Here is a 13,528-nt window from a genome sequence, read left to right on the forward strand (position 1 = left end):
GGCAGCGTGCGGGATGCCGTCGCAAAATATCTTCAATCCAAGGTTTATTGCGGTTTTGCCCCATGCTATTGTCATTTTGATAATGATTGGCGTGCAACAAACGACACGCCTGCCAGAGGCAGAGAGACAGTGACAGTGACCCGATTCCTTTCCGCATTTCGGCTGTGGGCGCTTGCGGTGGTGACCGTGCCGCTTCTTGCCGGCGCCATCGCGCAGCCCGCCGCCGCCGCGCCCTTCGCGGCCTATGTCATGGACGCGCGCACCGGCCAGCCCGTCTACCGGCAGAACTCGGACACGCGGCTGCACCCGGCCTCGCTGACCAAGATGATGACGCTCTACATGGCCTTCACGGCCATCGAGCGGGGGCAGGTCCGGCTCGATTCGCGCTTCACCATCTCCAGCAAGGCGGCGAACGAGCCGCCCTCGAAGCTGGGGCTGCGCGCCGGCCAGCAGATCGAGCTGCGCTATCTCATCCGCGCCGCCGCGATCAAGTCGGCGAACGACGCGGCCACCGCCATCGGCGAGGGGCTGGCAGGCTCCGAGGAGGCGTTCACCCAGCAGATGACGCAGATGGCCCGCGCCCTGGGGATGAACAACTCGCAGTTCCGCAACGCGCATGGCCTGACGCGCGAGGGGCACTACTCGACCGCCCATGACATGAGCGTGCTGGGGCGCCACCTCTTCTACGACTTCCCGCAATACTACAACCTGTTCTCGCGCCGCTCGGCGGATGCGGGCGTGGCGCAGGTCGCCTCGACCAACCGGCGCTTCCTCGATGATTACGCCGGCGCGGACGGGATCAAGACCGGCTACACGCGGGCGGCGGGCTTCAACCTGACCGCCTCGGCACAGCGCGGCAACAAGCGCCTGATCGCGACCGTCTTCGGCGGCACCTCGACCGCCCACCGCAATCAGGTCATGGCCGGGCTGCTGGACGCCAGCTTCCCCCGCATCGCCGACCGCGTGCGCGAGGTGCGGCCGCAGCGCCCGCGGATGCTGGTGCAGACGACGACCCGCCGCGCGCAGGTCGCCGCCAGCCCCGCCGCGACGCAGCCCGAGCCGCAGCGCATGGTCCTGGCCGCCTCGCCGGCCCCGCAGGCTCGGCCGGCCGAGGCCGCGAGTCTCGTCGCCGTCGCCGCCCCCGCCATTCCCGCGGCCCCTGTCCCCGACCTGACCGAGGCGCTGCGCCAGGCCGGCGCGGTCCCCGAGGCCCCGGCAGCGCCCAAGGGCGCGCTGGCCCTCGCCTCCAGTCAGCGTCCGCGCCTGCGCCCGGGCAGCGCGGCGCCGACGGCAGTGGCCGCAGCCCCCGCCGCCGAGGCCGAGACCGCCGTGACCGCAAGCCTCGCCGCCCCTGTCCTGGCCGCCTCGTCGCGGCCGCGCCCCTCGCCCCGCCGCAGCACGGCCAGCGCCGCCAGCACGGCTGCCGTCGTTGCCGATGCCGCGCCGGCGGAGGCCCCGGTCGCCGCGCCTGCCGCCGCCAGCGAGGCCGGCCTCGGCCTGCTCAGCTCGCCCGCGCCCCGTCCGCGCTCCGAGACCGTCATCCTTGCCGCGATGGGCGAGGGCGATCTGGGCAACCCGGAGGCGCTGGAGATCGTCAGCCGCCCGGCCGACAGTGGCCGCAGCTTCGGCGTCTCGGTCGGCATCTACCCTTCGCAGAGCCAGGCCGAGCGCGAACTGCTGAGCATGGCGCTGCAGGACGGCGCGATCCTCGGCAACGCACGCCGACACGTCGCCGACACGCGTCGCGGCTTCAACGCCCAGTTCGTGAACCTGAACAAGGGCCAGGCGGAGCTTGCCTGCGAGCGCCTGCGCAGCCGCTCGCGCGAGTGCAGCGTCATCGGCCGCTGACGGACTGAGACATCCGCAACAAAGGCGCGGCCTCGGCCGCGCCTTTTTCTTTGTCTAGGATCGACGCGAACGGACGCGTCGCGCTGCAGCCGGAGAGTGTCGCGTGCTGTGGATGCGTCGCCCGCGCATGCCTGATGCCCGTCCCGTCTCTGGGCGACCGGCCGCGGCACGAGGCCGACCGACATCCGCGCAAGGAAAAGGGGCGGGCCTTCCGGCCCGCCCCTGCAGTCGCGTCGCATATCCCTCAGTCGGCGCGGCCTTTGGCCAGGACGTTTGGCGTCACCATCTGGCGCTGCCAGAGGAACAGCCCCACCGCCGCCGTCAGGCCGATTGCGTCCGAGATCCACCCGACCGCGATCATCGACAGCGCCGCGGCCAGCAGCACGATCCGCACCAGGCCGGAGGCATGGCCGAAATAGTAGCCGATCACCCCTGCCGACAGCAGGAACATCCCCAGAAGCGCCGAAGCCGTCGCGTGGATGATGTCGATCGTCTCGCCCTGCATCAGCAGCTCATGCGCGCCGAAGAACATGAAGGGCACGATGAAGGCGGCGAGGCCCAGCTTGAAGGCCTCGACCGAGGTCTTCATCGGGTCCGACCCCGACAGCCCCGCCCCCGCATAGGCGGCCAGCGCGACCGGCGGCGTGATGGCCGACATGACCGCGTAGTAGAAGACGAAGAAATGCGCGACCAGCACCGGCACGCCCAGCTGGATCAGCCCCGGCGCAACCACCGCCGCCGCCACCGCATAGGCGGCCGTCGTCGGCATCCCCATCCCCAGGATGATCGAGATGCACATCGCGAAGAACATCGCCAGATACTGGTTCTGGTCGGCGATGGTCAGCAGCAGCGAGGAGAAGCGCGCGCCGACCCCGGTCAGGGCGATGACGCCGACGATCACGCCCGCCGCGGCGCAGACCGCGACCAGCTGGATCGACATCTTCGCGCCCAGTTCCAGCGCGTGGAAGATCTGGCGCGGGCCCATCTTGTGCGGCGTCAGCCAGCTGACCATAGCCGCCGCCGCCATGCCCATCGCCCCCGCCCGGATCACCGAATAGCCGGCAAAGAGCGTGTAGATCAGGATGATGATCGGCAGGAACAGGTAGACCTGCTTGATCAGGTCGGCAAATCGCGGCAGCTCGGAGCGCGGCAGGCCCTTCATGTTCAGCTTCAGCGCCTGCAGGTCCACCATGAAGTAGACCGACACGAAGTAGAGCAGCGCCGGGATGATCGCGGCGATGACGATGTCGGTATAGGGAATGCCCGTCACCTCGGCCATGATGAAGGCGCCCGCGCCCATGATCGGCGGCAGGATCTGCCCGCCCGAGGAGGCGGTCGCCTCGATGGCGGCCGAGGTCTTGGGCGAATAGCCGACCTTCTTCATCAGCGGGATGGTCAGCGAGCCGGTGGACACGACGTTGCCCGCCGAGGTGCCGTTGATCATGCCCATCAGGCCCGAGGCGAAGACGGCGACCTTCGCCGGGCCTCCGCGCGCCTGGCCCGCGCAGGCAAAGGCGAAGTTCACGAAGTAGTCGCCGACCTTCGAGGCCTGAAGGAAGGCCGCGAATGCGATGAAGAGGATGATGTAGGTCGAGCTGACCGCGATGGGATCGCCCAGCACGCCCTGGTCGGTGAAGATGTAGGTGAAGAACCGCGTCGGCGTGTAGCCGCGGTGGTTCAGGAAGCCCGGCAGCCACGGCCCGAGGAAGCTGTAGGCGATGAAGACGCCCACGATCACCACCAGCGCAAGGCCGGTCAGGCGGCGCGCCAGCTCCAGGATCAGCAGGACGCCCGTGACGGCGGCCCAGAGATCGCCCGGCTGCGCCATGCCCGTGCCCGCCCGCATCCGCAGCGGCGCGACGACGAAGAGGATGTAGCCCAGCACCGCCAGCGCCGCAAAGCCGAGCGCGACGTCAAGAAGCGGGATGCGGCGGCGCGAGCGGGGCGAGAAGAACCAGCCCGCGAGGATGGCGGCGACGGTGCCGACGGCCAATGGGATGCCGTAGGTCCTAAAGGCGAAGCCCGGCGGCTGCGCGGCGCCGGCGATCCACCATCCGCCCCAGGCAATCGCGATCATCAGGAAGCCGTAGCCGATGCCGGCCACGGCCACGGCGGTCAGCGCGAGGCCGACGGGATGGCGCGCCGCGCCGGGCGCGGGGTCCTCGGTCGTCTGGCTGAGGGCGGAATAGGTCAGGAAGCCGATCAGCAGCCCCCCGCAGAGGTGGATCATCCGGTAGGTCCAGGTCTCCAGCGGATAGAGGACCATGACGACCAGGTGAAAGACGGTATAGGCGGCGCAGAGGATGGCGATCAGCAGGCCGATGCGGCCCTGTGGGTCGCGCTGGTTGCCGGCCAGCGGCTCGTCATCGACGCCTTGCGCGATGACCGGGCCGGCTCCCGCCGCCGAGGCAGCTTGAACGGACATGTGTGGGTTCTCCGTCGGCGCGGATCACGCGGACAGGGTGCCGCCGCCGGGCCGTTCGATATGGGACAAGGGGAGAGGCAGGCTTCCCGGGGGCCGCGACGGCCCCCGGGGCAGGATCAGGTGCGGATCAGCCGCGCAGCTCGTCCGGGATCTCGATGCCGGCCTCGTCGAAGAACCGCAGCGCGCCCGGGTGGTAGGGCAGGAAGGTGTTCTTGTCGGCGTTCTCCGGCAGGGTCTCGGCGGCGGTCGCGTGGATCTGCATCATCGCCTCGTTGTTCTCCATCACCAGCTTGGTGATCTCGTAGGCGAGGCTTTCGGGCATGTCGGCATGGGCGATGGCGAAGTTCCACATGGCGACGGTGCCGTGGCCCTCGGGGAAGCCCTGGTACATGCCGCCCGGCACGTCGAAGGCCGACACTTCCGGCAGCGCTTCCAGGATCTGGGTGCGCTGCTCCTCGGTGAAGCCGAAGATGTTGACCGGGTTTTCCGCCGCGATCTGCGCAAAGGCCGAGATCGGCACGCCCGCCGCGAAGGCGAAGGCGTCGATCAGGCCGTCCTTGACCTGGCTGGTGGCGTCGTTGGCGCCGGCGTAGCTGATGTTGGCTTCAACGCCCAGCACCTCGAAGAAGCGCGGCCAGTAGGTCGCGGCGGTCCCGCCGGCCGGGCCGACCGAGACGCGCTTGCCGTTCATGTCCATGACGTCGGCGATGCCCGAGGATTGCAGCGCCACCGCCTCGAACGGGGTCTGGTACATCGGGAAGAGCGCGCGCAGCGAGGCATGCTCGACGCCCGGGGCCAGCTCGCTCTGGCCGGTCCAGGCCTCGTAGGCCGGGCCCATCGTGACGAGGCCGATCTGGTGATCGCCCGTCTCGACCAGCGTCGCGTTCTGCACGGGGCCGCCTGTCACCTCGGCCGAGGCGTTCACGTTGAGGCTCTGCGAGATGAGGCCGGCAAGGCCCGTGCCGTAGATGAAGTAGGTGCCGCCCTGGCTCGCGGTGCCGATGGTCAGGCTGGACGGCCAGTCCGCGCGGTCCTCCTGCGCGAGGGCGGGCGAGATGGCAAGGGCGGCGGCGGCCGCGATGGCGGCTGTGGTCAGGCGCATTGAATTCCTCCCGTTGGTGATCGGACGGCGCGGGGCCGGCCGGACGGGATCAGCTACTGCCCGTCATGCACCCGGCGCAATGCGGGCATGCGTCCGCCGCGCAGGAAAACGTGGATGCGGGCGCCGCGATGGGTGGAAGCGGTAACATCGGCCGGCCAGGCATGTGTGGATTTGGCCCCATCACTCGCCCTCGTCTCCGCCATCGCCATAGAGCGCCTTGTCGATCCGGTGCTTCTGCATCTTCTCCCAGAGCGACTTCCGCGACAGGCCGAGCGTCTCGTAGACCGGCTTCAGCCGCCCGCCATGCGCCGCAAGGGTCGAGACGATCAGCTCGCGCTCGAATGCGGCCACCCGCTGCGCGAGGCGGGCCTGGCCGGGCGCGTCCTCCTCGGCCGGTTGCAACGCGATGCCCAGGGCGTGGCGGTCGGCGGCGTTGCGAAGCTCGCGCACATTGCCGGGCCAGTCGCGGCTGGCGACCTCGGCCAGCAGCTGCGGCGGCACCGGGGCGAGCGGGCGCTGGTGGCGCGACGCGGCCTCCTGCACCAGCTTGATGAACAGAAGCTGCACGTCCTCGCGCCGCGCGGAAAGGGGCGGGACATGCAGCGTCACCACGTTCAGCCGATAGAGAAGGTCGGCCCGGAAACGCCCGGCCAGCGCCTCGTCCTCGAGCGAGCGGCGCGAGGTGGCGATGAAGCGCACGTCCAGCACCCGGTCCTCGTTCGAGCCGAGCGGCGTGATGACCCGGTCCTGCACCACCCGCAGCAGCTTGGCCTGCAGGTCCAGCGGCATCGAGCCGATCTCGTCCAGCAGCACCGTGCCGCCCTTGGCATGTTCGAATTTGCCGTAACGCGCCCGGAGGGCACCGGGAAAGGCGCCGGCCTCGTGACCGAACAGCTCGGATTCGATCAGCGCCCCCGGCAGGGCGGCGCAGTCGATGGCGATGAAGGGGCGGCGCGCGCGCGGCGACAGGTCATGCAGGGCGCGGGCGACGACCTCCTTGCCGGTGCCGGTCTCGCCCACGATCAGCACGTCGGCATCGGTCGGCCCGATGGTGCGCAGCCGCCGGCGCAGGTCGATCATCGCGGTCGAGCGGCCCACGAGCCGCGTCTCCAGATCGTCCGCCTGCCCCGCCGCGGCGCGCAGCACGCGGTTCTCCAGCACGACGCCGCGATAGGCCAGCGCGCGCGAGACGATCTTGACCAGCTGCTGGGCGTCGAAGGGCTTTTCGACAAAGTCATGCGCCCCCTCGCGCATCGAGCGCACGGCCAGCTGCACGTCGCCATGGCCGGTGATCAGGATCACCGGGATCTCGGGGTCGATGTCGCGGATGCGGTTCATCAGCGTCAGCCCGTCCATGCCGGGCATGCGGATGTCCGAGATGACGACCCCCTCGAAGCCGAAGCCGACCCGGTCCAGCGCGGCTTGCGCATCGGGCAGTTCCTCGACCTCGAAACCCTCGAGATCCAGGGCCTGGGCCGTCGAAAGCCGCATCGCCGCGTCGTCATCGACCAGAAGGACGCGCCCCTTCATGCCACTTCCTGCTGCGCCGACGGGCGCGCCAGCTCCACCTCGAACACCGCGCCGCCGTCATTCATCACGCGAAGTTCCCCGCCGAAGTCCTTGATGATGTTAAACGAGATCGAGAGGCCCAGCCCCAGCCCGCTGCCCACCCCCTTGGTCGAGAAGAAGGGGTCGAAGATCCGCTCCTCCAGCCCCGCCGGCACGCCGGGGCCGTTGTCGCTGACCCGCAGGACGATGCGCTCGGGCGTCTTGCGCACCGCCAGGCGGATCAGCCCGTCCTCGCGCCCCTCCAGCGCGTCGAGCGCGTTCGAGATGAGGTTCACGATCACCTGCTGGAAGCGCACCGGCCCCGCGCGGACCATGAGCGGGCCGGGCGGCAGGTCGGTCTCGATTCGCACGGGCCGGTCCCCGAGCCGCCAGGCGATCACCTCCATCGCGTCGCGGACGACCTCGTGCAGGTCCACGTCCGAGAGCTGCGCGTTCGGCTTGCGCGCGAAGTTGCGCAGGGTGCGGCCGATTTCGGTCATCCGGTCGGCAAGGCCGAGGATGCGGGTGATGTTCTCGCTCGCCTCGGCCTGCCGTCCCCGCTGCAGATAGGTCAGCGCATTGGCCGCAAAGTTGCGCACCGCGCCAAGCGGCTGGTTCAGCTCGTGCGAGAGGGCCGCCGACATCTGGCCGAGCGCGGCCAGCTTCGCCGACTGCACCAGGTGGCGCTGCGTGCGGCGCAGTTCGGCCTCGGTGGCGCGGCGCTCGGCGACCTCGGCCTCGAGGCGGGTGTTCAGCGCCGCCAGCTCGGCCGTGCGTTCGGCCACGCGCCCCTCCAGCTGGCTCTGCGCCTCCTGCTGCATCTGCAGCCGCTCGCGCAGGCGGGCGCGGCGCTGCGCCACGGCCGCGACACCCGCCGCGCCGAGGGCCAGCGCCAGCAGGGCCAGCACCACCGCGATCACGGCCTGGCGACGGGCGGGCGCGGTGTCCAGAAGCACCTGCACCGTCCAGCCGGCCTCGGGCATCGCCTCGGCGACGACCACGAATTCGCGCCGGCCCTCGGGCAGGTCCAGCTGCATCAGCCGATGCGCGCCCACCTGGCCCACCCGCTCCAGCGGCAGCGGCTCGAGCGGGGCGGCATCATAGCGGCGGGTGGCGGCGACGCGGGCGCGGGCCTCGTCCGACAGCGGCGCCAGCGCGCGGAACTGCCAGTCGCGGCGGCTGGCGAGGAAGACGATCCCCTCGTCATCCGTCACGATGATCTCGTATTCCGCGGCGCGCCAGCTGTCCTCAATCGCGTCCACATCGACCTTCAGCGCCAGCGCGCCCACGATCCGGCCCCGGTTCCGCACCGGCGCGCCGAAATAGTAGCCGCGCTTGGCCGAGGTGGTTCCGAGCGCGAAGAACCGCCCCTGCCCGCCCGCCACCGCATCGCTGAAATAGGGCCGGTAGTCGAAGCGCTGGCCGATGAAGCTGAGGGGCTGGTCGAAATTGCTGGCCGCGACTGTCATCCCGTCGAGCCGCATGATGTAGCTGTCCGACAGGCCCATCATCGCGTTGACATGGCGCAGGTAGAGGTTGGCCCCGGCGATGGTCGCGCCCGGCGCCTCGGGGTCCAGCGCATCCGCCAGAAGCTGCTCGGTCGCCATGAGCTCGGGCAGGCGCTCGTAGCGGGCAAGCTCCCCGCGCAACCCCGAGATGGCGAGGCGCAGCACGTTCTCGCCCTGCGGCACCGTCGCCGCGATCGAGCGTGCGGGCAGCCAGCCGGTGCCGAGCGTCAGCACGACGGCGATGCCGAGCGCCAGCGCCAGAAGCGCCGCCGCCCGCCGCTTTCGCCATGTCCCGCGCTGAAGCCGTCTCACGTCGCCCCTCCTGCCCGGCGCATCTTCCCCCGCCCGGACAGGCGCGGCAAGCGGCCTTGTCAGCCATGCGGGGCCGTGGAACAAGATGCGCATGAGCGAACGTGTCGGACCGTCAGAGCTGATCGCGCGGCTGCGGCCGCTGACCGAGGGGCCGCAGCGGCGGCTGGTGGCGCTGGCCGGTCCCCCGGCGGCGGGCAAGAGCCATATCTGCGACATCCTGCAGAAGCAGCTGCCACAGGCGGGGCTCTTGCAGATGGACGGGTTTCATCTCGACGACCGGTTGCTGCACCAGCGGGGGATGCTGGCGCGGAAGGGCGCGCCCGAATCGTTCGATCTGGACGGGCTTTCGGTGATGCTGGACCGGCTGTCAGCCGATGACGGGCGCGACGTCCTGGTGCCGGTCTTCGACCGAAGCATCGAGACGAGCCGGGGTGCTGCCGCCGAGATCACTGCGCAGACGCGGCTCATCCTGGTCGAGGGCAACTACCTGCTGCTCGACCGCCCCGGCTGGCGCGACCTGGCGCGGCACTTCGCGCTGACGGTCATGCTGGAGGCGCCAGAGCCTGTGCTGCTCGCACGGCTTCAGGGCCGGTGGGCGGGGTATGATCCCGGCACGCTGCGCGTCAAGCTGGACGGGAACGACCTGCCGAACATGCGCCTCGTGCTGGAGGCGAGCCGGCCGGCCGACCTGATCCTGCCTACGGGCTAGGGCGACCGGCCCGGCGGCGCCGCGCGATCTCGAAGGCGATGGCGCCGACGACCGTGGCGGCGATGATGATCAGCGCCAGCGCGTTGACCGCCGGGGTCAGGCCGGTGCGGACCTTGGTCGCGATGAACACGGTCAGCGGCGTCTCGAAGCCGCGCACGAAGAGCGTCGTGTTGTAGTTCTCGACCGATTGCAGCACTGCAAGGCCGCTTGCCGCCAGCAGCGCGGGGCGCAGGAAGGGCAGCGTCACGCGGCGGAACACCATCACCTTCGAGGCGCCGAGGCCCAGGGCCGCCTCCTCCTGCGTGCGGTCGAAGCGTTGCAGGCGCGCCATCACCATCAGCATGACGTAGCAGATGATGAAGGTGGACTGCGCCAGCACGATCAGGAAGATGCCCCCGCCGATCCCCAGCTGCCGCCAGAGGATCAGCGTCGAGATGCCGATGACCACCCCCGGCGTCAGCAGCGGCGAGACCATCAGCGCGTATGCGAAGCCCTTGGCGCGCGCGTGCAGCGAGGTCAGCACCAAGGCCGCCGCCGTCCCGATGGGCACCGCCACCACCACCACGCAGACCGCCACGATCAGCGAGGTCCAGAGCGACTGCCACATCGTCCGGTCCGCCCACATGGCCGCGAACCAGTCGGTCGTCGTGCCCTGCCAAGGGATCACGGTCGGAAAGCGGCTCTCGTTGAAGGCGGCGGCGCCCATGATGATGAGCGGCGCGAAGAGGTAGAGCCCGAAGGCCACGAGATAGAGCCAGAAGAGGGCGTTGAAGATCCGCTCGGAACCGCTCATTTGGCGACATCCGCCAGGTTGACGCGGGCGATCTTCAGCGTGACCAGCACGACGGCGAGGCAGAGGACCAGCAGCACCAGCGCATATGCCGCCCCCCGATTCCAGTCGCCGCCCTCGAAGAACCAGTTGTAGATGATCTCGGTGAACCAGCGGCTGCCGGGCGCGCCCAGCAGCGCCGGCGCGACATAGCTGCCGGCAGCCAGCATGAAGGTGAAGACGAAGCCCGTCGCGATGCCGGCCTTGGCATGGGGGATGACCACGCGGGTATGGATGCGCCAGGGCGAGGCGCCGAGGTCGCGCGCGGCCTCGATCTGCGCCTTCTCGAGGCTCTCGATGGCGTTGTAGATCGGCAGCAGCATGAACAGGATATAGGCATAGACCATCGCGGCCAGCACGCCGCCGTCGCCCTGCCAGCGGATCGGCGCCTCGATGATCCCGAGGTTCATCAGCACCGCGTTCAGCGGGCCGCGATAGGCCAGGATGATGAACCAGGCGAGGGTCCGCAGCACCTCGTTGATGAAGAAGGGAATGATGATCAGCAGCAGGACGACCGAGAGCTGGCCCACCGTCGCCCGCTGCGCCATCCAGAAGGCGATCGGATAGCAGACGAGGAAGGTCGTCAGCGCGACCAGGGCGCTGGCCCAGATGGTCTTGAGGAAGATCGTCCGATGCGTCGCCTCGCCGGCGAGATAGGCGATGTTCGCCAGCGAATAGGTGTCGGTCGGCCCGCCGATCGCCGCGGGCGGCAGGTTCGGGCGCAGCGCATAGTCGATCATCATCAGGTTCGGCGCCAGCACCATGCCGGCCAGCCAGACCAGCACCAGCGCGACGAAGATCGTCGAGAGGCCCGGTCCGAAGCGGCGGTAGAGATCACCCATCTCCCAGCACCACCGCATGTTCGGGCTGAAAGCCGAAGCGCGCCTCGGCCCCGGGCGCGGGCGCATCGCCAAGCCGCGTCGAGGGGACAGAGGCCGCCAGCGCCGCCCCGTCCGCAAAGGCGCCGTGGACGAGGGCGAAGGCGCCCTCGAAATCCACACGCTCGACCTTGGCGGTCAGGCTGTTGGTCGCGCCGCCGGGCATCAGCGCCTCGGGGCGGATGTAGATCGTGCCCGCCTGCCCCGCGGCGGCCCCCTGCCCCGCGCGGCCGGTCAGCGCGCCGAGCGCCGTCTCGATCCGCGCCTGCCCGCCCGCGACTTCGGTGATGCGGCCGGCCAGCGCGTTCGTCTCGCCCACGAAGCGGGCCACGAAGGGCGTGGCGGGGTTGTCGTACAGCTCCCGCGGGGTGGCGACCTGTTGCAGCAGGCCCGCCGACATCACGGCGACGCGGTCGGACATGGCCAGCGCCTCGGACTGGTCGTGGGTGATGTAGATGAAGGTGACGCCGGTGCGCTTTTGCAGCGCGCGCAGCTCGGCCCGCATGTGCTGGCGCAGCTTCAGGTCAAGCGCGGACAGCGGCTCATCGAGCAGCAGCACCCCCGGCTCGACCGCCAGGGCGCGGGCGATGGCGACGCGCTGGCGCTGGCCGCCCGATAGCTCGCCCGGCATCCGGTTGCCATAGCCTTCCAGCGCGATCAGGCGCAGCAGCTCCTCGGCCTTGGCACGGCGTTCCGCCTTGCCGACGCCGCGGGCCTCGAGGCCGAAGGCGATGTTCTCCCAGACCGTCATCAGCGGAAACAGGGCCAGCGACTGGAAGATCATCGCGGTCGGCCGCTGGTTCGGACCGAGGCCCTTCATGTCGCGCCCGCCGATCAGCACCCGGCCCTCGGTCGGCTCGATGAAGCCCGCGATCATCCGCAGGATCGTCGTCTTGCCGCAACCGGATGGCCCGAGGATCGAGAAGAACTCGCCCTCCCGGACCTTGAACGTGACATCGCTGACGGCGCGAGTCGTGCCGAAGGTCATGCCGATGCCGGCCAGCTCGACGGAATGGGACATGGAACCTCCTTGATGGGGGGCGGCGTGAAGGCCGCCCCCGGAAAGATCAGGCCGACAGGAAGCGGTCCTGATACTCGTTGCGGCGGGTGACGTACCAGTTTTCCTGGATCGGCCACCACCACAGCTTCTCGAGCGCATCCCCGGGATAGGCGGCGGCGAAGAACGCCCGCGCCTCGTCCGAGATCAGCTGGTCCGAGCCGACGGCGGTCGAGTTGATCGAGGTGGCGTTGGTGTACATCGCGCCGGCTTCCGGGGTGAGGAACCAGTTGATGAACTCGTAGGCCTCGTCCACGTTCGCGGCGCCCGACGGGATCGACAGGCCCTCCATCCAGGCCAGCGCACCCTCGCGCGGGGCGATGAAGCCGACCGGCAGCCCCTCGCGCGCCAGCGCGGCGGCGGTCGAGTCCCAGGTCTGGCCGATGTTCGCGCCGTTGACGCGGAAGGCGCCCTGCGCCTCGTTCTCGTTGGTCCAGAACTGGATGATGCGGCCCTTGCGCTCGATCGCCTCGGCCAGGATCACGTCGAAGATCTCGACCTGCGCCTGCTCGTCGGTGAAGGCGTCCAGCAGAGGGCGCGGCAGACGGCCCTCGGCTTCCAGCCACAGGCCCAGCCCGATCAGCGAGGAATGGCCGCGCACGGTCGCCTGCGCGTTCTCGTTGTTCCAGATGTCGCCATAGGAGGCGGTGCCGTATTCCAGCGGCATCTGCTCGGTGTCATAGGCGATGGCCTCGGTGCCCCAATCGGTCGGGACCTGGAAGCGCTGTCCGTCCACCACGGCGCCGAGATTGGTCGAGTTCTCCCACGCGCTCGGCAGGACGCGGTCCACCTCGATGCGCGATTCGTCGATGGGCTGCACCAGGCCGAACTCGACGTAGTTCGGCACGCGGTCCACGGTCGGCCAGATCAGGTCGAAGCCGGCACCGTTGTTGGCGCGCAGCTGGTTCAGCAGCTCGTCGTTCGTGCCGTATCCGGTGAAGTTCGGGGTGATCCCGGTGGCTTCGCGGAACGCGGTCAGGATCTCCTCCGTCAGATAGCCCTCCCATGCGAAGATGTTGACCTGCCCCGCGCCCTGCGCCATCGCGCGGCGCGCCAGATAGGGCGAAGCCAGAGTCACGCCCGCGGTGGCCGCAGCGCCCCGCAGCAATCCGCGCCTGTTGATCCGGTTCATGGAAACTTCCTCCTGTTGATCAAGATGATCGCCACCTCTAGCCGCAGGGCAAGACGGTTCCGTGACAGCGCCCTTTGGTCATGCCGGGGATGCTAACCGCGCTGTCACAATCTGCAAAGAACAAGTTGCCGCAACAACTTGCGCGAGAGAGCGGGACGCCGTGGCACCCGCCGTGCGGAA

Annotated in this window: 10 protein-coding genes; 2 read left to right on the top strand and 8 right to left on the bottom strand. The window is 69.7% G+C overall.

Features of this window, described 5'->3' with window-relative positions; translation table 11 throughout:
• The first annotated feature begins 135 nt into the window (after positions 1-135).
• Positions 136-1,848, top strand: a complete 1,713-nt coding sequence (locus BLP73_RS06830; protein ID WP_281179921.1) for a D-alanyl-D-alanine carboxypeptidase family protein — start codon at positions 136-138, stop codon at positions 1,846-1,848.
• Positions 1,849-2,092: 244 nt separating this feature from the next.
• On the opposite strand, the gene BLP73_RS06835 is transcribed toward BLP73_RS06830, so the two are convergent.
• The 4 genes from BLP73_RS06835 to BLP73_RS06850 form a co-directional block, all read right to left on the bottom strand.
• Positions 2,093-4,273: a TRAP transporter permease gene (locus BLP73_RS06835; protein ID WP_090741685.1), complete on the bottom strand. Its 2,181-nt coding sequence runs from the start codon at positions 4,271-4,273 to the stop codon at positions 2,093-2,095.
• A gap of 127 nt (positions 4,274-4,400) precedes the next feature.
• The gene (locus tag BLP73_RS06840) at positions 4,401-5,375 is read right to left on the bottom strand and encodes a TAXI family TRAP transporter solute-binding subunit (RefSeq protein ID WP_090741687.1); all 975 of its coding nucleotides are present in this window, start codon (positions 5,373-5,375) and stop codon (positions 4,401-4,403) included.
• A gap of 180 nt (positions 5,376-5,555) precedes the next feature.
• Positions 5,556-6,905 (bottom strand): sigma-54-dependent transcriptional regulator, encoded by a 1,350-nt coding sequence (locus tag BLP73_RS06845; RefSeq protein ID WP_090741689.1) that lies wholly within the window; start codon positions 6,903-6,905, stop codon positions 5,556-5,558.
• Positions 6,902-8,743 carry a sensor histidine kinase gene (locus BLP73_RS06850; protein ID WP_217630643.1) on the bottom strand — a complete coding sequence of 614 codons (1,842 nt, stop codon included), beginning with the start codon at positions 8,741-8,743 and terminating at the stop codon, positions 6,902-6,904. Before BLP73_RS06850 ends, BLP73_RS06845 begins: the two co-directional genes overlap by 4 nt.
• 91 nt (positions 8,744-8,834) lie before the next feature.
• Between BLP73_RS06850 and BLP73_RS06855 the strand changes: the two genes are divergently transcribed.
• Positions 8,835-9,452, top strand: a complete 618-nt coding sequence (locus BLP73_RS06855; protein ID WP_217630644.1) for a nucleoside/nucleotide kinase family protein — start codon at positions 8,835-8,837, stop codon at positions 9,450-9,452.
• Here the strand turns inward: BLP73_RS06855 and BLP73_RS06860 are convergent.
• The 4 genes from BLP73_RS06860 to BLP73_RS06875 are packed head-to-tail and all read right to left on the bottom strand — an operon-like array spanning position 9,442 to position 13,348.
• On the bottom strand, positions 9,442-10,245 hold the full coding sequence (locus BLP73_RS06860) for an ABC transporter permease (protein WP_090741691.1): 804 nt from the start codon (positions 10,243-10,245) through the stop codon (positions 9,442-9,444). The two genes, BLP73_RS06855 and BLP73_RS06860, sit on opposite strands and share 11 nt — an antisense overlap.
• Entirely contained in the window at positions 10,242-11,123 is an 882-nt protein-coding gene (locus BLP73_RS06865) for an ABC transporter permease (protein WP_090741693.1), read from the bottom strand. Before BLP73_RS06865 ends, BLP73_RS06860 begins: the two co-directional genes overlap by 4 nt.
• Positions 11,116-12,180: an ABC transporter ATP-binding protein gene (locus tag BLP73_RS06870; protein ID WP_090741695.1), complete on the bottom strand. Its 1,065-nt coding sequence runs from the start codon at positions 12,178-12,180 to the stop codon at positions 11,116-11,118. Before BLP73_RS06870 ends, BLP73_RS06865 begins: the two co-directional genes overlap by 8 nt.
• Before the next feature lie 46 nt (positions 12,181-12,226).
• Positions 12,227-13,348, bottom strand: coding sequence for an extracellular solute-binding protein (locus BLP73_RS06875; protein WP_090741697.1), 1,122 nt, complete (start codon positions 13,346-13,348; stop codon positions 12,227-12,229).
• Between the last annotated feature and the right edge of the window lie 180 nt (positions 13,349-13,528).

Origin of the sequence: Paracoccus tibetensis, from assembly GCF_900102505.1 — a bacterium.
Lineage (GTDB): Bacteria > Pseudomonadota > Alphaproteobacteria > Rhodobacterales > Rhodobacteraceae > Paracoccus > Paracoccus tibetensis.